Annotated in this window: 19 protein-coding genes; 9 read left to right on the forward strand and 10 right to left on the reverse strand. The window is 74.3% G+C overall.

Annotated elements, in window-relative coordinates; translation table 11 throughout:
- Positions 1–88 precede the first annotated feature (88 nt).
- Both AB0B41_RS22130 and AB0B41_RS22135 read right to left on the reverse strand, forming a co-directional pair.
- Positions 89–541, reverse strand: coding sequence for a hypothetical protein (locus tag AB0B41_RS22130; protein WP_358206188.1), 453 nt, complete (start codon positions 539–541; stop codon positions 89–91).
- Positions 542–548: 7 nt separating this feature from the next.
- Positions 549–809, reverse strand: a complete 261-nt coding sequence (locus AB0B41_RS22135; RefSeq protein WP_358206190.1) for a helix-turn-helix transcriptional regulator — start codon at positions 807–809, stop codon at positions 549–551.
- Between the two features lie 32 nt (positions 810–841).
- On the opposite strand from AB0B41_RS22135, the gene map reads away from it, so the two are divergent.
- Positions 842–1633: a type I methionyl aminopeptidase gene (gene map, locus AB0B41_RS22140; RefSeq protein ID WP_358206192.1), complete on the forward strand. Its 792-nt coding sequence runs from the start codon at positions 842–844 to the stop codon at positions 1631–1633.
- A gap of 41 nt (positions 1634–1674) precedes the next feature.
- Here the strand turns inward: map and AB0B41_RS22145 are convergent, their stop codons facing one another.
- Positions 1675–2091, reverse strand: a complete 417-nt coding sequence (locus tag AB0B41_RS22145) for a hypothetical protein (RefSeq protein WP_358206194.1) — start codon at positions 2089–2091, stop codon at positions 1675–1677.
- Between the two features lie 58 nt (positions 2092–2149).
- On the opposite strand from AB0B41_RS22145, the gene AB0B41_RS22150 reads away from it, so the two are divergent.
- The 3 genes from AB0B41_RS22150 (at position 2150) to AB0B41_RS22160 (ending at position 6144) form a co-directional block, all read left to right on the forward strand.
- Positions 2150–2794 carry a helix-turn-helix domain-containing protein gene (locus AB0B41_RS22150; protein WP_358206197.1) on the forward strand — a complete coding sequence of 215 codons (645 nt, stop codon included), beginning with the start codon at positions 2150–2152 and terminating at the stop codon, positions 2792–2794.
- A 110-nt stretch (positions 2795–2904) separates the two neighbouring features.
- A complete protein-coding gene (locus tag AB0B41_RS22155) occupies positions 2905–4524 on the forward strand; it encodes an acyl-CoA synthetase (RefSeq protein ID WP_358206199.1) in 1620 nt (539 codons plus the stop codon).
- 81 nt (positions 4525–4605) lie between these two features.
- Positions 4606–6144, forward strand: coding sequence for an acyl-CoA synthetase (locus AB0B41_RS22160; RefSeq protein ID WP_358206201.1), 1539 nt, complete (start codon positions 4606–4608; stop codon positions 6142–6144).
- Positions 6145–6186: 42 nt separating this feature from the next.
- Here the strand turns inward: AB0B41_RS22160 and AB0B41_RS22165 are convergent, their stop codons facing one another.
- Positions 6187–6828, reverse strand: a complete 642-nt coding sequence (locus AB0B41_RS22165; protein WP_358206204.1) for an HAD-IA family hydrolase — start codon at positions 6826–6828, stop codon at positions 6187–6189.
- Positions 6829–6993: 165 nt separating this feature from the next.
- On the opposite strand from AB0B41_RS22165, the gene AB0B41_RS22170 reads away from it, so the two are divergent.
- Positions 6994–7347, forward strand: a complete 354-nt coding sequence (locus AB0B41_RS22170) for a tetratricopeptide repeat protein (protein WP_358206206.1) — start codon at positions 6994–6996, stop codon at positions 7345–7347.
- 174 nt (positions 7348–7521) lie between these two features.
- Here AB0B41_RS22170 and AB0B41_RS22175 read toward each other — a convergent pair whose 3' ends face one another.
- From AB0B41_RS22175 to AB0B41_RS22190, 4 genes are all read right to left on the reverse strand, one after another.
- Positions 7522–8499 carry a hypothetical protein gene (locus AB0B41_RS22175; protein ID WP_358206207.1) on the reverse strand — a complete coding sequence of 326 codons (978 nt, stop codon included), beginning with the start codon at positions 8497–8499 and terminating at the stop codon, positions 7522–7524.
- Complete coding sequence (locus AB0B41_RS22180) at positions 8496–9470, reverse strand: carbohydrate-binding protein CenC (RefSeq protein ID WP_358206210.1); 975 nt, start codon at positions 9468–9470, stop codon at positions 8496–8498. Before AB0B41_RS22180 ends, AB0B41_RS22175 begins: the two co-directional genes overlap by 4 nt.
- Before the next feature lie 177 nt (positions 9471–9647).
- Entirely contained in the window at positions 9648–11582 is a 1935-nt protein-coding gene (locus AB0B41_RS22185) for an acyl-CoA dehydrogenase (RefSeq protein ID WP_358206212.1), read from the reverse strand.
- Complete coding sequence (locus AB0B41_RS22190; protein ID WP_358206215.1) at positions 11579–12316, reverse strand: TetR/AcrR family transcriptional regulator; 738 nt, start codon at positions 12314–12316, stop codon at positions 11579–11581. Before AB0B41_RS22190 ends, AB0B41_RS22185 begins: the two co-directional genes overlap by 4 nt.
- 88 nt (positions 12317–12404) lie before the next feature.
- On the opposite strand from AB0B41_RS22190, the gene AB0B41_RS22195 reads away from it, so the two are divergent.
- The 3 genes from AB0B41_RS22195 to AB0B41_RS22205 are packed head-to-tail and all read left to right on the forward strand — an operon-like array spanning position 12405 to position 15914.
- Positions 12405–13712, forward strand: a complete 1308-nt coding sequence (locus AB0B41_RS22195; protein WP_358206217.1) for an acetyl-CoA C-acetyltransferase — start codon at positions 12405–12407, stop codon at positions 13710–13712.
- A gap of 1 nt (position 13713) precedes the next feature.
- Entirely contained in the window at positions 13714–15102 is a 1389-nt protein-coding gene (locus AB0B41_RS22200; protein ID WP_358206219.1) for a 3-oxoacyl-ACP reductase, read from the forward strand.
- Complete coding sequence (locus AB0B41_RS22205) at positions 15102–15914, forward strand: MaoC/PaaZ C-terminal domain-containing protein (protein WP_358206284.1); 813 nt, start codon at positions 15102–15104, stop codon at positions 15912–15914. Before AB0B41_RS22200 ends, AB0B41_RS22205 begins: the two co-directional genes overlap by 1 nt.
- Here the strand turns inward: AB0B41_RS22205 and AB0B41_RS22210 are convergent.
- A complete protein-coding gene (locus tag AB0B41_RS22210) occupies positions 15911–16630 on the reverse strand; it encodes an alpha/beta hydrolase (protein ID WP_358206221.1) in 720 nt (239 codons plus the stop codon). The genes AB0B41_RS22205 and AB0B41_RS22210 overlap by 4 nt on opposite strands.
- Before the next feature lie 43 nt (positions 16631–16673).
- Between AB0B41_RS22210 and AB0B41_RS22215 the strand changes: the two genes are divergently transcribed.
- Positions 16674–18206 carry an adenylate/guanylate cyclase domain-containing protein gene (locus AB0B41_RS22215; protein ID WP_358206223.1) on the forward strand — a complete coding sequence of 511 codons (1533 nt, stop codon included), beginning with the start codon at positions 16674–16676 and terminating at the stop codon, positions 18204–18206.
- Positions 18207–18352: 146 nt separating this feature from the next.
- Here AB0B41_RS22215 and ppc read toward each other — a convergent pair whose 3' ends face one another.
- Positions 18353–21124, reverse strand: coding sequence for a phosphoenolpyruvate carboxylase (gene ppc / locus AB0B41_RS22220; protein WP_358206225.1), 2772 nt, complete (start codon positions 21122–21124; stop codon positions 18353–18355).
- Between the last annotated feature and the right edge of the window lie 193 nt (positions 21125–21317).

Consider the following 21317-nt stretch of genomic DNA (forward strand, 5'->3'; position numbering starts at 1 on the left):
AATGCTGGCAGACCAACACCCCCTACGACCCCGCCAGACACCGCGCCGCCCAAGCCCATCAACACCGAGCGGCTTGACACAGGGCTACTCAGAGCAACAGGACGAGCCCGACGATGAGGAGCAGCACACAGAAGCCGAGGAGCGCGGCGAGCACCACGCCCGGGCGCTCCAGCGGCGACCGCACCCGCGTCCACCCCAGGCCCGCGGCGGCGTCGTCGACGATCCGGTGGCCCTCCGTGCCGGCCTGCTCGGGGGAGTCGGGTCGGCGGCCGAAGCCGGTGAGCAGCGAGCGGCGGTCGCCGGCCTCCTCGGGTGCGCCCGGCACCGGGACACGGGTGTCCGTGACGCGGTAGGTGCCGCCGGTCGCGTCGAGCGTGACCCGGTGGGTCAGGGTCTCCGCGCGACGGCGGCCGCGCGCCCCGGGCGGGCTCAGGACCTCGGCGACCAGCTCGAACCCGTCGGCGGTGCCGGTGACCGTGTACGGCGTGCCCTTCGCGGCCCTGCGGACGCGGGCGAGCAGGACCGCCGGGTCGTGCGCCATGCCGGGGTCAGGCCGCCGGGGAGGCGCCGGCGCGGCCGCACTCGGCCAGCAGGTCGAGCCCGAGGCCGAGCTCCGCGGCCAGCGCGGCGACGGTGAAGAACGCGGGGGTGGGGATCCGGCCGGTCTCGATCTTGCGCAGTGTCTCCGGCGAGATGTCCGCCGCCGCGGCGACGTCGCCGATGCTGCGGTCGCCCCGCGCGGCGCGCAGCAGGGCACCCAGCCGCTCGCCGCGCTCGCGGTCCTCGGGGGTCAGGGGGACGCGGACCATGACGTCATACTAATACCGGTATTGTTATCGATGTGATCGAGCTGAAGACGCCCGGGGAGATCGACGCGATCGACGCCGCCGGGTCGGTGGTCGCCCGCATTCTCGCCGCGGTCCGCGAGCGGGCGGCGCCCGGTGTCCGGCCGAGCGAGCTGGACGCGCTGGCCTCCGACATGATCGCCGAGGCCGGGGCGGTGTCGAGCTTCCGCGGCTACCACCCGCGCTGGGCGCCGGGGCCGTACCCGGGCGTGCTCTGCGTGAGCGTGAACGACGCGGTGGTCCACGGGATCCCGTCCCGCACGAAGCTCCGCGAGGGCGACCTGCTCAGCGTCGACTTCGCCGTCCACCTCGACGGCTGGTGCGCCGACGCCGCCTTCAGCGTCGTCGTCGGGAACGGGGACCCGGGGTCGACGGCCGGCTCCGCCTCCAGCGACGAGAAGCTGATCGCCACGACCGAGGCGGCCCTCGAGGCCGGCATCGCCGCGGCGCAGCCGGGCGCGCAGATGGGCGACGTCGGGCACGCGATCGGTCAGGTCGCGCGCGGGGCGGGCTACGGGATGCTGGCCGACCACGGCGGCCACGGTGTCGGACGCTCGATGCACGAGGAGCCGCACGTGCCCAACGAGGCCAAGCCGCGCCGCGGGCTGAAGCTGCGCCCGGGGCTGGTGATCGCGATCGAGCCGATGCTGCACGCCGGCGGGAAGGACTCCTACCGACACGACAGGGACGGCTGGACGATCCGCACCGCGGACGGCAGCCGCGCCGCGCACGTCGAGCACACCGTCGCGGTCACCGAGGACGGCCCCCGGATCCTCACCCTCGCCTGACCCGCGGAGGTCGGGCCGGGGTGCGGTGGCCCGGGGGTGGGTCAGTCGCGGGTGACGCCGTCGGCGAGCAGGCCGACGCCGATGCCGGCGAGCCAGACGTCCTTCGCGATCCCCAGTCCCTGCTGGCTCGGCCAGATGCTGCCCGGCCGCCGCAGGCCCGGGATCCGGACGTAGAGGCCGAGCAGGCTGCCCGCGAACGCCGTGAGCAGCGCGCCGCCGACCGCCGCCGGGATGAACGGCGTGAGCAGGGCGACGCCGGTGGCGATCTCGCCCGCGGCGAGCGCCTTCATGAACTGCTCCTGCGGAACCCGCTTGAGGAAGGGGTAGGCGGTGGTCGCCATGCCGTACACGCCCGCGGCCTGCTCCGGGCCGGCCTTCCACTTCTCCAGGCCGGAGTGGAGCACGAAACCGCCGCTGCTGATCCGTCCGGGGAGCTCCCGGAGCTTCGCCAACGCCATGCCCGGACGCTAACACAAGTGGGGATCGCTCCCCATTTCGTCCGTTATGGTGTGCGGCGTGACACTGCGCGCCGACGCCGAGCGCAACCGCCGCGCCCTCGTCGCGGCGGCCCGCGCGGTGTTCGGGGAACAGGGGCTGCAGGCGCCGATCGACGAGATCGCCCGCCGCGCCGGCGTCGGCAACGCCACCCTGTACCGGCGCTTCCCCACCCGCCGGGCGCTCGTCGCGGCGGTGTTCGCGGAGCGGATGGCGGACTTCGCGCGGGCCGCGGAGGAGGCGCTCGCCGAGCCCGACCCGTGGACCGGCTTCCGGGCCTACGTCCTCACGGTGCTGCGCATGCAGGCCGCGGACCGGGGCCTCGCCGACCTGCTCACCCTGAGCGTGCCGGCCGAGCCGGAGCTGGAGGCGCTGCGCGGGCGGGTCGAGGCCGGGCTGGCCGAGTTGGTCGACCGGGCGCAACGCTCGGGCGACCTGCGCGCCGACGTCACGCCCGAGGACCTGCCGCTGCTCCTCATGGCCAACGCCGGCCTGGTGCACCGCACCGCCGAGGCCGCACCTCGCGCCTGGGAACGGTTCGCCGCCTTCGTGCTCGACGGGCTGCGGGCCCCCGCCGCCTCGGCCCCGGCGCCGCCGGGTCCCTCCCGGGAGGCCCTGGCGCGGTCGATGCGTGCGGGTGCTGCGCGGCTGGGGTGCGTGGAGTGACGGCCGCCGGGGTCGCCGCGGCTGTGGCGGAACGGTTCGCCACGCCGACCTGACCGCTCGGCCGGTCCCGCTCTGGTCCGGCGGGTGGCCGTTCGTGCAGGATGCGTGGTGTGGCCGACGTCGCACAGTTCACCCCGCAGACCACCGAGGCGATCGCCCGGGCCCGCCAGCACTCGCTCGGCGACCTGTTGCGCCGCACCGCGTTGCGCTACCCGGACAAGCTCGCGGTGGTCGCGGGCGGGCGCCGGGCGAGCTTCGCGGAGTTCGACGCCGCCGTGAACCGGTGCGCGAACAACCTGGCCGGGAAGGGCCTGGAGAAGGGCGACCGGCTGGCCCTGCTCTCGCACAACTCGTGGCAGTTCGCCGTGCTGGCGTTCGCCACCGCCCGGCTCGGTGTGGTGCTGGTGCCGGTCAACTTCATGCTGGGCGCCGACGAGATCGCGTTCATCCTCGGGCACGCCGGCGCGAAGGGCATGGTCACCGAGGACGCGCTGGCCCCCACCGCGGAGAAGGCGCTCGCCAGCGCCGGGCTCTCCGGCGGGGTGCGCGGCTGGATCTCGCTGTCCGGTGCTGGATCGAACTCGGGCCCGACCGGGGACTGGGAGGACGTCGACGGCTGGATCGACTCCGGCCCGGACAGCCCGCCCGAGGTTCTGGTGGCCGACGACGACCCGCTGCGGCTGATGTACACCTCGGGCACCGAGTCGCGGCCCAAGGGCGTGATGCTGTCGTCGAAGTCGCTGATCACGCAGTACGTGTCCTGCGTGGTCGACGGCGGGATGAGCGTCGACGACGTCGAGGTCCACACCCTGCCGATGTACCACTGCGCGCAGCTGGACTGCTTCTTCTCCGTCGACGTCTACCTGGGCGCGACCAGCATCATCCTGCCCGGCCCGGACCCGGCGCGGCTGCTCGAGACGATCGAGCGCGAGAAGGTCACCAAGCTGTTCTGCCCGCCCACGGTGTGGATCTCGCTGCTGCGCCACCCGGACTTCGACAGCCGGGACCTGTCCAGCCTGCGCAAGGGCTACTACGGCGCCTCGGCGATGCCGGTGGAGGTGCTCAAGGAACTGTCCCGACGGCTGCCCGACGTGCAGTTCTGGAACTTCTACGGGCAGACCGAGATGTCGCCGCTGGCCACGATCCTGCGCCCGCACGAGCAGCTGCCGCACGCCGGGTCGGCCGGGCGGGCGTCGCTCAACGTCGAGACCCGCGTGGTCGACGACGAGGACAACGAGGTCCCGCCGGGCGAGGTCGGCGAGATCGTGCACCGGTCCCCGCACGCCGCGCTGGGCTACTACAACGACGAGGAGAAGACCGCCGCGGCCTTCCGGAACGGCTGGTTCCACTCCGGGGACCTGGGCGTGGTCGACGAGAACGGCTACCTCGCCGTCGTCGACCGGAAGAAGGACATGATCAAGACCGGCGGGGAGAACGTCGCCTCCCGCGAGGTCGAGGAGGCCCTGTACCTGCTCGAGGGCGTGGCCGAGGTGGCGGTGTTCGGCATCAGCCACCCGCACTGGATCGAGGCGGTGACCGCGGTCGTCGTGCCGAAGCAGGGCGTGGAGCTGACCCGCGAGCAGGTCGACACGCACGCCCGCGAGGTCCTCGCCGGGTACAAGCGGCCCAAGTACATCGTGTTCGCCGAGTCCCTGCCGAAGAACCCCAGCGGCAAGATCCTCAAGAAGGACCTCCGCGTGGAGCACGCGGATCTGGCGAGCGAGGTCTAGCGATCGTTCGTTCAGGCGGCTAGAAACGAGGGGTGCGCAACGACGGGCAGGCCGGCCGGACCGCCGGCAGGGTGAGCTGACGTGTACCCCGGGACCTGGGCGCGGGAGGCGCCGGACGACATCGCGACGATCATGTCCGGAGGCCCGCTCGACGGGCTCCGCCAGACCTACAAGGAGCTCGACGACCGGTCCGCGCAGCTCGCGCGGGTGTTCCTGGCGCAGGGACTGACGCGCGGCGACCACGTGGCCCTCGTGCTGGAGAACCGGCCGGAGGTGTTCGAGGTCTACTGGGCGGCGCTGCGCTGCGGCCTCTACGTCACCGCGGTCAACAGCCACCTCTCGCCGCCCGAGGTCGCCTACATCGTGTCGGACTGCGAGGCGCGGGTCCTGGTCGTCTCGGCGGCGTTGTCCGGGATCGCCGAGGCGATCGTGGCCGAGACCCCGAAGGTCGAGCTGCGCCTCGCCGTCGGCGGGTCGGTGCCGGGGCACGAGGACTACGAGGCGGCGCTGGCCGAGCAGCCGGCCGGCGCGCTCGACGACCAGCCCTGCGGCATGGACATGCTCTACTCCTCCGGCACCACCGGGCGTCCCAAGGGGATCAAGCGGGACCTGCCGGAGCGGCAGGTGGACGAGCCCGGCGACCCGATGCTCAGCGGCTTCGGCGAGGCCTACGGCTTCGGCCGGGACTCGGTCTACTACTCGCCGGCGCCGCAGTACCACTCCGCGCCGCTGCGGTTCGGCTCGATGGTGCACGCCCTGGGCGGCACGGTGGTGATCGCGGACCGCTTCGACGCCGAGCGCGCGCTCGCCGACATCGAGCGCTTCCGGATCACCCACAGCCAGTGGGTGCCGACGATGTTCGTCCGCATGCTCAAGCTGCCCGACGAGGTCCGGCACCGCTACGACCTCTCCTCGCTGCGGATCGCGGTGCACGCCGCCGCGCCCTGCCCGATCGAGGTCAAGCGCAGGATGATCGAATGGTGGGGGCCGGTGCTGGAGGAGTACTACAGCTCCACCGAGTCGCCCGGCTCCACCCGGATCAGCTCGGCCGAGTGGCTGGAGCACCCCGGCTCCGTGGGGCAGGCGAAGGTCGGGATCCTGCGGATCTGCGGCGACGACGGCGCGGTGCTGGGGCCCGGCGAGATCGGCACGATCTACTTCGAACGGGACATCGAGACCTTCGCCTACCACGGCGACCCGGCCAAGACGGCCGACTCCCGCCACCCCGACCATCCACTGTGGGCGACCACGGGTGACATCGGGTACGTCGACGAGGGCGGCTGGCTCTACCTCACCGACCGCAAGTCGTTCATGATCATCTCGGGTGGGGTGAACATCTACCCGCAGGAGATCGAGGACGCGCTCGCCCTGCACCCCGCGGTGCACGACGTCGGCGTGATCGGCGTGCCGGACGAGGAGATGGGTGAGCAGGTCAAGGCGGTCGTCGTGCCCGCGGCGGGGGCGATGCCGGGGCCGGAGCTGGAGCGCGAGCTGCTCGAGTTCGTCCGCTCGCGGATCGCGCACTACAAGTGCCCACGCACCGTCGACTTCACCGACTCCCTGCCCCGCACGCCCACCGGCAAGCTCGTCAAGCGGCGGATCGTGGAGCGGTACCGCTGACCTGCTGTGAGTGGCGATAGTCGCTATAGCGACCATCGCCACTCAGGACGGGGGCAGGGGCGGGACCCACTCGCTCAGCAGGTCGGCCAGGTCGTCGAGGCCGGTGAAGGAGAGGTCGCCGCGCAGGCCGCGCAGTGCGGCGGTGCGGGCGCCGGCCGCCCAGCCGGCGGCGAGGCCGGGCTCGGTGTCCTCGACGACCAGGCACGCGGCGGGATCGACGCCGAGGGCCTTGGCGGCGCGGAGGTAGCCCTCCGGGTCCGGCTTGCCCGCGGAGATGTCCTCGCTGGTCACGAGCACCTCCGGCGGCGTGATGCCCGCGGCGCGCAGCCGGACGTCCGTCAGCCTGCGGTCGGCGCTGGTGACGACGGCCCAGGGCAGGCCGAGGACGTCGAGCAGGCCGAGCAGGCGGCGGGCGCCGGGGATCTCGCGGACGTCGTCGAGATCGGTGTACTGCAGTTCGAGCTGGCGGGCGGCGGCTGCGGCCACCCCGGCCTCGTCCAGGTCGGGCCGGGCCTCGCGGACCGTGGGGGCCGACGGGCGACCGTGCGCCACCGCCAGCACGGCCTCCGGGTCCGCGCCGTACTCCGCCGACCAGGTCCGCCACGCCCGCTCCACCGCGCCGTCGGAGTCGACGAGCGTGCCGTCCATGTCGAACAGCACCGCACGCAGGTCGTCCAGATCCATGCCCGCACGGTATCCGGATGTGGGTGGGGTTCGGCGGGTGTCGAGAAGGAGCTGAGGGTCGGTTTCGGCAGCCGGACGAGCCGTGAGCTCCTGATGATCAGGATGCCGGGGACTTCGGAATAGGGGGAGGGGGTATCGGGTTGGGCAGCGTGAAGGGAGGCTGCGATGGAGAACGCACTGATCTACCGCCTGGCCGAGGGGAGTCTCGAGGCCGGCCGGCCGCTGGAGGCCCTCGAGCTGCTGGCGCCGCTGGTCGACGAGCTGCGCGACACCGCGGCCGGTGCCCTGCTGCTCGGGCGGGCCTACTACCGGTCCGCGCAGCTGCGCCGGGCCGAGGAGACGCTGAGCCGGGCCGTCGAGCTCGCGCCGAGCGACCCGTACGCCCGGTACCTGCTCGGGCGCACGCTGCAGCGGCAGAGCCGGCACGGTGACGCGCTGCCGCACCTGCGGCTGGCCGCCGCCCAGGACCCCGCCTACACCGGGGACCGCGACGCCTGTGCGGCGCGCGTGGCGAGCTGATCGTCCCGCATTGAACGAACGGCGCTCTCGCTCACCAGGAGTGAACGAGAGCGCCGTTCGTGTTTCCCGGGGAGCGGAGGGTCGGACGGTGCCGCGGCCGGGGAGAGCCCGGGCGGGCGATGGAGCGAGCGGCGCTCTCGTTCAGTAGGGGTGAGCGAGAGCGCCGTTCACCCCTCAGTTGGTGGCGGGCGCGGCGATCGTGTCGGGGCTTGTGCCCGTGGCGGTACCCGTGCCGTTGCCCGCATCCGTGTTGGGGTTCGGGCTCTGCGTACGCGTGCGGGTCCGGGTCGTGGTTGGGGCGGTCGTGGTGGTCGTCGGGGCGACCGTGGTGGTGGGGGCCGGGGCGGTGGTGGTGACCGCCGGCGGCACCGTGGCGACCGGGGCGGCGGGGGCGCGGGTGGTCGTGGCGGCGGGCTTGGCGGCGGTGGTGGTCGCGGTCGCCTTCTCCGCCACCGGCTGCGGCGGCGGGGCGATCTCGTCCGTGTCGACCGTGTCGCTGGCCTCGGCGGAGCTGGCGCCCCCGAGCAGCGGGATCTCCATCAGCGGGCCCCGGTTGCCGGCGGCGAGGCTGATGCCGACGACCGCGAGGAACACGATGCACACCGCGACCACGCTGTAGACGCCGAACTTGATCCCGCGGGTGCGGCGGCCGCGCTCGTCGACGAACACCGGGCGCACCGAGGCGATGGCGGCGGTGGCGTCGACCGGCGACTCGGCCGCGAGCTCCGCCCGGCGCCGCGCCGAGATCGCCGTGGTCGCGTCGATCCCGGGCAGGCCGACGTCGGCCGGGGGCCCGGCGGCGTCCCACGCCGCCGGCACGCCCCCGACCCGGGTCGCGTCGTCGTCCCGGGGCTCGATCCGGGTCACGTCGGCGGGCCCGACGCGCGTCGCCTCGTCGTCCCAGGTGCCGACGCGCGTCACGTCGTCGTCCCACTGTCCGACCCGCGTCGCGTCCTGGTCCCAGCCGGGACCGCCGCTGACCCGCGTCGCGTCCTCGGCCCACGGCATGGTCCGCCCGGAGCCCGACCCACCCGGCCGCCCGGGCGCACCGAGCGGCGGGGCCGGGGACCCCAGCGGCGCGTCGTCGACATCGTCGAGGGGACGGCGGGGAGCCGGGACGGAGCGCAGGGCACGCGTCTCGTCGTCGATCATGGGGTCACGTCCTCCGGGGGAGCGAGGCCCGCGCTCACGTCGCGGATTGTCCGGATGAAGGCGTAGCGGGTCTGTGCGATCCCGCTGCACGCGTAGGACGCCGTGGCGTTGCCGGGGCAGTCGCCGTTGTCGCGTCCCACGGACCACAGGCCGACGGCGCCGATGCCGCGGTCCCGGGCGACCCCGGCGACGCCTGCGGCGTCGGCGAGGGTGGTGACCGGACCCGTGTCGGTCCGGCCGAGCATGAGGGTGACACCGACCCGCGACGGGGCGCGGTCCAGCTGCCCGACGACCGTGTCCGTGGCCCGGAGCATCGCTCCCGACCAGTCGCCCTCGTCGGGGAAGTTCATGACCATCGCGTTGACCCGGGCGTCGACGCCGTGCGCGTCGACGGTCCGGACCAGGTCGAGCGCGGCGGCCGTGAGGCCGTGCGCCGCGTCCTGCACCGGCAGGGTCAGCGTGACGTCGACGCCCGTGAGCAGCGCGAGCGCGCTCACGACCTTCTCGGCGTCGACCCCGGTCTCCACGTCGACGTCGAGCCGGGTGGCGCCGACGGACGCGAGCGCGGTGCGGTACGCCCCGGCCAGCGTCTCGGGGGTCGGGCAGGCGTTCTCCAGGTAGGTCCCGGTCGCGCCGCCGGTCGCCACCGTGACCTGCTCGAGCGACCGCGCCGCCTCGACCACGACCGGATCGGTGATCGGGGTCTGGCCGCCCCAGGAGGGCGTGCAGCTGCCGTCGGCGGACAGCACGAACGCGAGGACCGCCGAGCGGACGCCGGTCCGCGCGACCATGTCCGGCAACGGCGAGGGCCGCAGCGAGACGTCGACGTACGGCAGCACCTCGGGCGCCGCCATCTGCGGTGCGGGCGCCGGGTCCGCGGTGGGCGCGGCGCATGCGAGCAGCACGGCGCCCAGGGCGAGCGGCAGCGCGAGCAGCGCGACCGGCCGCCACCGCACGCGGGATCGCCGCATCGGCGCGTCCTCCACCGGATGGACCAACAGGGAGCGAGCGACGGCTACTCCGTGCGGCGTCGGGGTGCCGCGCGGGCGCAACCGTCGCGCTAACCGTCCATCGAAAGAGTGATGAGGACCGTTACGGCAGCGAACGACGTGTGACTCTCAGCCCATCGGCTCAACCCCCCGCGGGGGTCAGCCCACCATCTCCGGCACCGAGGCCGTCGCGCCGCTCTCCGCGGCGGGGTCCTCCAGCAGCGGGCAGGCGATCCAGCCCTCGGGGATGCCGAAGGCGTCGACCAGCAGCCGGGCGTGCGGCCGCAGCTCGCCGCACAGTTCGTTCACGGCGGCGACGACGGCGCGGGTCTCGGCCGCCGTGAGCCGGCCGTGCTCGAGGTACCAGGCGCGGTCCCGCTCGATCGTCGCGAGCGCGTGCAGGTCGCACACCGTCTCCAGCAACGCCTTCACCGACGGGTCGGCGGCCCGCTCGATCCCGGCGACGAACGCGTCGAGCACGAGGATGTCGACGTGCGCGCGGGCGGCGTCGAGGAGGTGGTCCTGTGCGGCGTTGAAGATCGCGAACTGGTCGGCGCCCTTCTTCAGTGCCGGACGCAGCCGCCGCGCGACCCCGGCGAGCAGGTGCTCGGCCCGGTCCGCGAGCAGCCGGCGCTGCTCGGCGCGGTCCCGCGGGCGGAAGCCGCGGCCCGGGAGCCGCCGCGGCAGCTTGTTGACGCCGGTCTTCTCGGCGGCCGCGTCGAGCGCCTGACCGCCGACGAACCGGGCCAGCCCCAGTGGCGAGAGCTTCTGGACGCTCTTGCCGTAGTCCGCCAGCAGGTTCTTGGCGAGCAGCTGGAGCAGGACGGTGTTGTCGCCCTCGAAGGTGGTGAAGACGTCCGTGTCCGCCTTGAGCTGCGGCAGCAGGTTCTCCGACAGGTAGCCGGCGCCACCGCACGCCTCGCGGCAGGTCTGGATGGTGCGGGTGGCGTGCCAGGTGCCGATCGCCTTGACGCCCGCGGCCCGGCTCTCCAGGTCGCGCTGGGCCTTCTCGTCGGGCTCCGCACCCGGAGCCTGCAGGCGGTGCATCTCGGCGACCAGGTCGTCCTGCGCGAACTGCAGCGCGTAGGTGGTGGCCAGCGCCGGCAGCAGCTTCCGCTGGTGAGCGCGGTAGTCGAGGATCGCGGTCTCCTGCCCGGTGCCCGGGTCGGCGAACTGCCGGCGGCGCTCGCCGTAGCGGATCGCCAGGGCCAGTGCCTTCTGGGACGCGCTGCCGGCGCCGCCCGCCACGCTGATCCGCCCGCGGACGAGCGTGCCGAGCATGGTGAAGAAGCGGCGGCCCTCGTTCTCGATCGAGCTTGAGTAGGTGCCGTCCGGCGAGACGTCGGCGAACCGGTTCAGCAGGGCCTCGCGCGGTACCCGCACGGAGCGGAAGGCCAGTCGCCCGTTGTCGACGCCGTTGAGCCCGGCCTTGTGCCCGCAGTCGCCGATCTCGACGCCGGGCATCGCGGCGCCGGCCTCGTCCCGGATGGGGACGAGGAAGGCGTGCACGCCGTGCGTCTCCCCGCGCGTGACGAGCTGGGCGAACACGACCGCCATCCGGCCGTCGCGCGCCGCGTTGCCGATGTAGTCCTTGCGCGCCCCCGGCTCCGGGGTGTCGATCACGAACTCCTCGGCGACCGGGTCGTAGGTGGCCGTGGTGCGCAGGTGCTGGACGTCCGAGCCGTGGCCGGTCTCGGTCATCGCGAAGCAGCCGAGCAGCTCGCCGTCCATGATCTGCCGCAGGTACCGCTCGTTGTGCCGCTCGGTGCCCAGCACCTGCACGGCGCCGCCGAACAGCCCCCACTGGACACCGGCCTTGACCAGCAGCGACAGGTCGCCGTAGCCGAGGGCCTGGAAGGCGGTGACGACACCGCCGACGTCGCCCTTGCCGCCGTACTCGGGCGAGAACCCGGTGTGCGGCCGGCCGGTCTCGGCCAGCTCGCGCACCAGCTCCAGGATCGTCGCGCGGTACTCCTCGGTCGACAGGTCCGGGTCGGCCGGGCGGAACCGGGACATCTGCTCCCGGACCGAGCTCCGGACGTCCGCCCAGCGGCCGTCGAGGGTGGAGCGGAGCGCGTCCACGGACGGGGTCATGCGGTGCCTCCTGCGGTACTGGTGCTCGCGTCGCGAGCTGCGCTCGGGTCGGTGCCCGCGTCGCGCGCTGCGCGAGATGAGGTCGCCAGGCCGGCGAGTCCGGTCCAGGCGAGGTCGGTGAGACGGGCGGTGAGCTCGTCACGGGTGGTGCCGGTGGGGCGGGCGAGCCAGTCGTCCGCGGCCCCGCGGACCATCCCGACGAGCGCGTGCCCCCAGGTGCGTGCGGCGGGCGCGCCGGGCAGGTGGGACTCGATCACCGCGGCCACCTGGTCGCCGATCACGGTGACCAGGTCGGTGACGGGATCGGCGCCGGCGACGGCGGCGCCGAGGAGCGGGCGGTGTACCACGAACCGGTACACCTCGCGGTCGGACTCGATGAGCCGCAGGTAGGCGTCGATCCCCGCGGCGACGGCGGCGTGCGGGCCCGCGCCCTCGGCCAGCGCCCGGTCGGTCGCGCGCCGGATCTGTCCCGTGAGCACGCGCGCGACCGCCTCGCACACCGCGGTGTACAGCCCCGTGCGGTCCCGGAAGTGCCGGTAGACCGCGGTCTTCGACGTGCCCGCGGCGGCCGCGATCTCGTCCATCCCCACGCCGGCCCCGTGCTGCCGGATCGCCGCGACGGTGGTACCGACGAGCTCGGCACGGCGCTGCTCGCGGTGGGCGTCCCACCGGGAGTCGCGCCGGTCACGGGTCGGATCGAGGGCCGGCTCCGCGAGCGTCGCCTCCGGCTTCATGGAACCGACGGTACCGGGTACTGTGAGTTCTGGCTACTCGCGGGTAATACCGACCACCGCAGGGCTCATCCGCACAGGAGGGAACGACATGCCGTCCACACCGCGGCGCGCCGCCGTCATCGGGGGCAACCGGATCCCGTTCGCGCGCGCCAACGGGCGCTACGCCCGTGCGTCGAACCTCGACATGCTCACCACCACGCTCGACGGCCTGGTGGCCCGCTACGGGCTGGCCGGCGAGCGGCTGGGCGAGGTGGTCGCCGGTGCGGTGCTCAAGCACTCGCGCGACTTCAACCTCACCCGCGAGGCGGTGCTCGGCTCGCGGCTCGCCCCGTCCACCCCCGCCTACGACGTCCAGCAGGCCTGCGGGACCGGCCTGGAGGCCGCGATCCTGGTGGCGAACAAGATCGCGCTCGGCCAGATCGAGAGCGGTGTCGCGGGCGGCGTCGACACCGCGAGCGACGCGCCGATCGCCGTGAACGAGGACCTGCGCAAGGTGCTCGTCGCGATCAACGGCGCGAAGACGGTGCAGCAGCGGCTGAAGCTGCTGGCCAGGCTCCGGCCGGGGCAGATCGTGCCGGAGATCCCGCGCAACTCCGAGCCGCGCACCGGCCTGTCCATGGGTGAGCACGCGGCGACCACCGCGAAGGAGTGGGGCGTCTCCCGCGAGGCGCAGGACGAGCTCGCGGCCGCCAGCCACCGCAACCTCGCCGCCGCCTACGAGCGCGGCTTCCTCGACGACCTCGTCACCCCGTACCTGGGTCTGACCCGCGACGACAACCTGCGCCCGGACTCGTCGGTCGAGAAGCTGGCCACGCTCGCGCCGGTGTTCGGGAAGCAGTTCGGCGACGAGGCCACCATGACCGCGGGCAACTCGACCCCGCTGACGGACGGCGCCGCGCTGGCCCTGCTCGGCTCGGACGAGTGGGCGGCCGAGCACAAGCTGCCGGTGCTGGCCCGCTTCGTCGACGCCGAGACCGCCGCCGTCGACTATGTGCACGGGCGGGACGGGCTGCTCACCGCGCCGGTCTACGCAGTGCCGCGGCTGCTCGAGCGCAACGGGCTCACCCTGCAGGACTTCGACTTCTACGAGATCCACGAGGCCTTCGCCTCCACGGTGCTCGCCACGCTCAAGGCGTGGGAGGACGTCGAGTTCGCCAAGGACCGGCTCGGCCTCGACGCCCCGCTCGGGTCGATCGACCGGTCGCGGCTCAACGTCACGGGCTCGTCGCTCGCGGCCGGGCACCCGTTCGCCGCGACCGGCGGCCGGATCGTCGCCACGCTGGCGAAGCTGCTGCACGAGAAGGGCGGCGGCGAGGGCGGGCGGAAGGCCCGTGGCCTGATCTCGATCTGTGCCGCCGGCGGCCAGGGCGTCGTCGCGATCCTCGAGGCGGCGTGAGATGAGTGCCGATCGTGTCCGGGACCTGTCCAACACCGCCCTCGCCGGGCGCCTCGGCGTGCCGCGGGTGCCGCTGCTGCGCCGCTACGAGCCCGGCCAGGCGCTCCTGCCCGGCCCCGCGCTCGTCGCGTCGGTCGGCGCCGGCCGCTTCGCGAAGCCGATCGCCGCGCTGGTCGAGGAGTCCGGCCAGCACGTCGTCGACGAGGTGGGGGACCAGAAGCTCGCCGCGGTCGTCGTCGACCTGACGGCGGCCGTCACGCTCGACGACCTCGCCGCCGCCCGGGCGATCCTCACCCCGGCGGTGCGCAAGCTGGCCCCGTCCGGGCGGCTGCTGCTGCTCGGACCCGAACCCGCCGGAGCCGCCTCGCTTGTCGGCTCCGCGAGCTCCACCTCCGCGGGCATCGAGGCCGCCGCCACCGCCCAGGCGCTCGACGGCCTGATCCGCACCATCGCCAAGGAGCTGCGGGCGGGTGCGACCGCGAACCTGCTGGTCGTGGCGGCCGACGCGCCGCCCGCGGCCGTCGACAGCTCGGTCCGGTTCTTCCTGTCCGCCCGCTCGGCGTACGTCGACGGGCAGGTTGTCCGGGTCGGGGTGCCGGTCGGCTCCCCGCGGGACCCGGCCGCGATGGACAGCCCGACGCTGCCGGAGAAGCCGCTGGCCGGGCGCGTCGCCGTGGTCACGGGCGCGGCCCGGGGCATCGGCGCGGCGATCGCCGACACCCTCGCGCGCGACGGCGCCACGCTCGTCGTCGTCGACATCCCCGCGGCCGGGGAGAACCTCGCGACGGTGGCCAACCGGACCGGGGGCACGGCGCTGCAGCTCGACATCACCGCCGTCGACGCCCCGGAGCGGCTGGTCGCGCACCTCGAGCAGCGCCACGGCCGAGTGGACCTGCTGGTGCACAACGCCGGCATCACCCGGGACAAGCTGCTGGCCAACATGGACCCGGACCGCTGGAACGCGGTGCTGAACGTCAACCTCCGCGCCCAGCTGCGGATCACCGAGGCGCTGCTGGCCGACGGCACGCTGCTGCAGGACGGCTCGCGGATCGTCTGCGTGTCCTCGCAGAGTGGCATCGCGGGCAACCGCGGGCAGGCGAACTACGTGGCGTCCAAGGCCGGGATCATCGGCATGGTGCGCGCGCTCGCCCCCGTCGTCGCAGAGCAGGGGGTGACGATCAACGCGGTCGCACCCGGCTTCATCGAGACCGAGATGACCGCGAGGATGCCCCTCGGCACGCGCGAGGCCGGGCGGCGGGTCAACTCGCTGCGCCAGGGTGGTCTGCCGGTCGACGTCGCCGAGACGATCGGCTGGCTGGGCCAGGCCGAGTCCGGCGGGGTCAACGGGCAGGTCGTGCGGGTGTGCGGCCAGTCGATGCTGGGGGCGTGATGATCGGTCTCTACGCGAAGGCAGCCGTCGGTGCGGTCCTGCCCGGGCGCGCGCGGTCGTTGCCGGGGACCGTCCTCGAGCGGACGGTCACGCCGGAGGTCGGGCACCTCGCGGACTACGCGCGGGTGTGCGGCTTCCCGCTCGGCGACCGGCTGCCGCTCACGTTCCCGCACGTCCTGGCCTTCCCGCTGCAGATCGAGCTGATGGCGGCGCGGTCCTTCCCGTTGCCGCTGCCGGGGCTCGTGCACGTCGCGAACCGGATCACGGTGCACCGGGCGATCGGGCTCGGCGAGCAGCTCGAGGTCCGGGTGCGGGCCGAGCGGTTCGCCGCGCACCCGCGCGGGGCGCAGGTGGACCTGGTCGCCGAGGTGTCCGTCGGCGGGGACCGGGTCTGGGACGGGCGCAGCACCTACCTGGCCCGCGGCGCGCAGGCCCCGACCGGGCTCGCGGGTGAGCTGCCCGACCTGCCCGAGGTCGACGGCCCCGCCGCCGCGGTGTGGCGGGTGCCGGCGGACACCGGGCGGCGCTACGCCGCGGTCAGCGGGGACGTGAACCCGATCCACCTGAACCCGGTCACGGCCAAGGCGTTCGGGTTCCCGCGGGCGATCGCCCACGGGATGTGGACGGCGGCGCGGGCCCTCGCCGCGCTGCAGGGCCGGGTCCCCGACGCCGCGACGTACGAGGTCGGCTTCCGCACGCCGCTGCTGCTGCCGTCGACCGTGGAGCTGGTGACGGAGCAGGCGAAGGAGGGCTGGGACCTGGCCGTCCGCAACCGGAAGGGTGCGGTGCACCTGGTCGGGACGGTCCGCTAACCAAGGAGCGGGAGCAGCGCCTCCGGGGCCTCGACGTGCGCGTTGTGGCCGAGGCCCGGGAGGTCGACCGGCGCCGGGACGAGTGCGGCCAGCTGGCCCGCCGTGACCATCGCGTCGTGCTCGCCCCGGGCCAGCACGACCGGCACCGGGGCGGCGGCCAGCAGTGCCGCCATCTGCGGGTCCCCGACGCCGAAGGCCTTCGGGTCGAGCGCGGTCCGCCAGCCCTCGCCGGTCCGGGCGACCGCGCCGTCGAGCGCAGGGTCGGCCGGGTCGACCAGGCCGTCGAGCCCGGCGACCCGCAGGTGCCGGGCCACGGCCTCCTCGCGGGTGCCGAACTCCGCCGGGGCGCGGGCGGCCAGCGCGGCGGCGCGGGCCAGCTCGTCGGCGGTCCACGCCACCTTGATCCCCAGCCCGACCACGGAGCGCACGCCGGGCCGACCGGCCAGGTGCAGGGCGACGACGCCGCCGAACGAGTGCCCGAGCACGACCGTCCCCGCGGGGTCGGCGAGCGGGGTCACAGCCTCGGCGACGGCCGCGAACGTGTACTCCGGCAGCGGCGCGGACCGGCCGTGGCCGGGCAGGTCGGGCGCGACCCACGCCCGGTCGCCGAGCGCGCCGATGAGCCCGTCCCACACCCGGCCGGTCGCCCCGAGCCCGTGCAGCAGCAGCACGGCAGGGCCGCGGGAGCCGCCGCGCCTGACCTCCAGCTCCGTCATGTCCCCCAGCATGACCGACACCCGTTCGGCCTAGACTCCCGGCATGGCGGACCGTCTGCGGCCCGGCGGCTTCGTGCTGGGGCTGCCGCTCCGGCTGCTGCTCAGCGTCGCGGTGATCCTCGCGAACTTCGGCGGGGCGGCCGTGGTGTTCGTGCTCGCCGCGTGGGTCGTGCCGGACGGGCGAGTTTCCGATCCCGGGCAGGTCCGGCTCGTCAACATCGCGGTGTTCGCCGGGTACCTCGTCGTCGTCACGCCGCTGGGGCTGGCCGTCGGGCGGGCGCTGTTCCGGCTCCGTGGCCGCGGCGCCCGGGTCGACCCGGCCCGGCGCGCGCGGCGCCTCGTGCTCTTCGGCCCGCTGCGGCTCGTGGTGGTGCTGGCCTTCCTCTGGGCCGGCGCCGTCGTGCTGTTCGGGCTGCTCAACCTGCAGTTCTCCGCGCGGCTGGCCTTCTCGGTCGCGGCCACGATCACCATCGGCGGGATCGCCACCTGCTCCCTGTCCTACCTGCTGGGCGAGCGGATCCTGCGCGGGCCGGCGTCCGTGGTGCTCGCGGGCGTGCCGCCGCGGAGCCGGGCGCTCCCGGGCGTGCTGCTGCGCCCCGTGCTGTTCTGGGCGCTCGGCACGGCGGTGCCGGTGTTCGGCCTGCTCCTGGCCGGGACCACGGCCCTGGTGTTCCGGGACGTCACCGTGGACCGGCTGGCCGTGATGATCCTCGGCATCGGGGGCGCCGCGCTCTTCGCCGGGCTGCTCACCACCATCGGCTCCGCCCGGTCCACCGCGGACCCGGTGATCGCGGTGCGGCGCGCGATGCAGCGGGTGGAGAAGGGAGAGCTCGACGTCTCCGTCCCCGTCTACGACCACACCGAGCTCGGCCGGCTCCAGGCCGGGTTCAACACGATGGTCGAGGGGCTGCGGGAGCGGGAGCGGATCCGGGACCTGTTCGGCCGGCACGTCGGGCAGGACGTCGCCCGCGCCGCCGCCGCGTCCGACGACGCCGAGCTCGGCGGCGAGGTCCGCCGCGTCGCCGTGCTGTTCGTCGACCTCGTCGGCTCCACCGCGATGGCCACGGAGCGGCCGCCCGCCGAGGTCGTCGAGGTGCTCAACGGGTTCTTCGCGGTCGTCGTCGGCGTGGTGGAGGAACATGGCGGCTGGATCAACAAGTTCGAGGGCGACGCCGCGCTGGCCGTGTTCGGCGCGCCGGTGACCATCGACGACCCGGCCGGCTGCGCGCTGGCGGCCGCCCGGATGCTGCGCGAGCGGCTCGCCGACGAGATGCCCGAGCTCGCGGCGGGGATCGGCGTCTCCGCGGGCGACGCCGTGGCGGGCAACGTCGGCGACCCGCGGCGCTACGAGTACACCGTGATCGGCGACCCGGTGAACGAGGCCGCGCGGCTCACCGACCTGGCCAAGTCCCGCGGCGGGATCGCGGCGTCGGGCGCGGCGATCGCCCTCGCCGAGCCGGAGGAGGCGCGCCGCTGGGAGCTCGGCGAGCCGGTGGTGCTGCGCGGGCGCGGGGTGCCCACGGACATCGCGGTCCCGCGTTCCCGAAGCTCGGAGCCGGTCGTGAGGGCCGACTGACCCTCCAGGGGCAGTCGGCACCGACCTACCCGCTCACGGCCGCGGCGAGCGACGCGTCCGTGCAACCCGGATGGTGCGACGGCCTGGTGAGCGAGCGGCGCTTCGATCACTGGGGATGAGCGGGAGCGCCGCTCGCTCAGCACGGGTCAGCCGGTGTTCTTCATCCCCGCCGCGATGCCGTTGATCGTGAGCAGGAGGGCGCGCTCGAGGTCGGCGTCGTCCTCGCCCCGGCGGCGGCGCTGGTCGAGCAGCTCGACCTGCAGGTGGTGCAGCGGCTCGAGGTAGCCGTTGCGGACGGCGAGGGTGTTGCGCAGCACCGGGTGCCGGTCGAGGAGCACCGGGTCGCCGGTCAGCGCCAGCACCTCGCGCAGCGTGCGCCCGTGCTCGGCGCGGATCAGCTCGAACAGCCCCTGCTGGGCGGGCTCGACGAGCGTCGAGACGTAGTAGGAGGCGATCCGCAGGTCCGTCTTGGCCAGCGTCATCTCGACGTTGCCGAGCAGGTTGGCGAAGAAGGCCCACTCGCGCATCTCGTCGAGGACCTCGCCGTAGCCCGCGTCCCGCGCCGCCCTCAGGCCGCTGCCCAGGCCGTACCAGCCGGGGACGACCATCCGGGTCTGCGTCCAGCCGAAGACCCACGGGATGGCCCGCAGGTCGTCGAGCGACGGGGTGCCCGTGCCCGGGCGCTTCGACGGCCGGGAACCCACGTTGAGCCGGCCCAGCTCGTCGACCGGGGTGGCCGCGGTGAAGAACTCCGGCAGCGCCGGGTCGCCGACCAGCTCGCGGTAGGCCTTCTTGCCCGCCTCGGACACGCAGGTCATGACCTCGTCCCAGCGGGCCAGGGTCTCGTCCGGCCAGCGGGAGGCCTTGTGCAGCACGCTCGCGTCGAGCATCGAGGCGAGCAGGATCTCCAGGTTGTCGTGCGCCAGCGTGGGCAGCGAGTACTTGTCGGAGATGACCTCGCCCTGCTCGGTGAGCTTCATCGCGGCGTCGACCGAGCCGTAGGGCGCCGACGCGATCGCCTCGCCCGCCGGCCCGCCGCCGCGACCGACGGAGCCGCCGCGGCCGTGGAAGAGCCGCAGCTTCACGCCGTGCGTCGCCGCGACGTCGCGCAGCTGCCGCTGGGCCCGGTGGATCTCCCACTGCGAGCTGGTGATGCCCGCGCCCTTGTTGGAGTCCGAGTACCCCAGCATGATCTCCTGCAGGTCGCCGCGGTTGCGCACCTGCCGCCGGTAGCCCGGGTCGGACAGCAGCCCCTCGAGCAGCGGGCCCGCCTGCGACAGCTCCTCGACGGTCTCGAACAGCGGCACCAGGTCGACGGACGAGCGCGGGTCCGTCCGCAGCTCCACCATGTACGACTCGCGGGCGAGGACGGCGACGGCGAGCAGGTCGTCGACGTCCTGCGCCATGGACACGATGTAGGTCCGCGCCACCTCGGGCCCGAACTCGTGCTGGACCTCGTGCAGCATGTCGAAGGTCGCGATCACCTGGGCCGCCGCCTCGGGCACGCCGTAGTGCCGGCGGATCAGCGGGCGGTGCCCCTGCAGCTCCTTCGACAGCAGCTCCCGCCGCTCGGCCCTGCTGAGCGAGGCGTACGGCTTGTCCAGCTCGCCGAGCTGGTCGTAGATCGCGCCGAGGGCGTCGTGGTGCTTCTGGCTGTGCTCGCGGATGTCCAGCTCGGCCAGGTGCAGGCCGAGCGCCTTGGCCGCGCGGACGGCCCGCGCGAGTGTGCCGCCGGCGATCCGCGCGCCGAGGTGCCCGCGCAGCGAGCGGTCCAGCACGCCCAGGTCGGCCACGTAGTCGGCCACCCCGAGGTAGTCCCGCCCGGCGACGTGCGACCCGCGGTCCGCGATCCGCGCCCGGGTGTTCTCGAGCCGGGCCTGGACATGGCTCAGGTGCAGCCGGTACGGCTCGTAGGCGTTGAGCCGGATGAACCGGTCGTGGATCTCGGGCAGTGCGCGCCGGTCGCGGGCGAGCGCGCCGCGCAGCTCCTCGGACACCCCCATCACCCGGGTGGAGATCGACAGCTCCTGGATCAGCTGCTCGACCAGGGCGCCGTGGATCTTCAGCGCGCGGTCCGAGTACAGCTCGAGGACCTCGCGGGTCACCTCGGGCGTGACGTTCGGGTTGCCGTCCCGGTCGCCGCCGACCCAGCAGCCCAGGCTCAACGGCCGCGAGTCCGGCGGGACCTCGAAGCCGTGCGCGCGCACCTCGGCCTCGAACTCCCCGATCAGGTCGGGGACGGTGCGGGTGCCGAGCTGCTCCATGAACCAGGCGACGCCGCGGGCCTCGTCGGTCACCGTGGGCTTGCCGGGCCGGATCTCGTCGGTCTGCCAGAGGAGGTCGACGAGCGCGCCCAGCTCGTCGTCCGACGCGCCGTGGTCGAGCCCCTCGGCCACCCGCCGGAGGATGGCGAGCACGGACTGCCGGGACGACTCGGTGGGGTGCGCGGTGAACACGGGCCGCAGCTGGGCCCGGGCCAGCACCTCCTGCACCGCACCGCGGTCCGCCTCGGCGGCCAGCCGTTCCATCACGGTGTGCAGCGGGCGGCGGTCGGCGGGGCGCAGGCTGCGCAGCTCGCGCGAGCGGTGCAGCTGCTCGGCGACGTTGGCCAGCTGGAAGTACTGCGAGAAGGCCCGGGCCAGGACGACGGCGGTGCCGGTGTCGAGGCCGGACAGCCGGCGGGTGACGGCGTCGGGGTCGCCGCTCTCCCCGGCCGCCTCGCGGGCGAGCTTGCGGACCTCCTCCACCAGCTCGAGCACCTCGTCGCCGGCCTGCAGCGCGACGGTCTGGCCGAGCATCGTCGACAGCTTCCGGATGTCGGCGCGCAGGGCGCTGTGCTCGGTCTCGGAGACGACGCCGGAGTGGGCGGCGAGGGAGTCCGGGGCGAGGAGTTCGGTGCGGTGGGCGCTCGCGGTCACCGTGGTGGGGCTCCGTTCACGGGTGGGGCCGCTCGCGGCGTCGGGAACGGCGGGACTACCGGCCATCGTCGCCCCTGGACCCGGGCGGGGCCATCGCTGGCGGGAGGCCGTAACCCGCCGTTGACATGCCGGTCGACACCGCTGTGGGGGGGGTGTGGTGGGGGCGAGCACCGAGACCCCCCCCCGGGGGCGG

The sequence above is a fragment of the Pseudonocardia sp. NPDC049154 genome, assembly GCF_040648315.1.
GTDB lineage: Bacteria > Actinomycetota > Actinomycetes > Mycobacteriales > Pseudonocardiaceae > Pseudonocardia.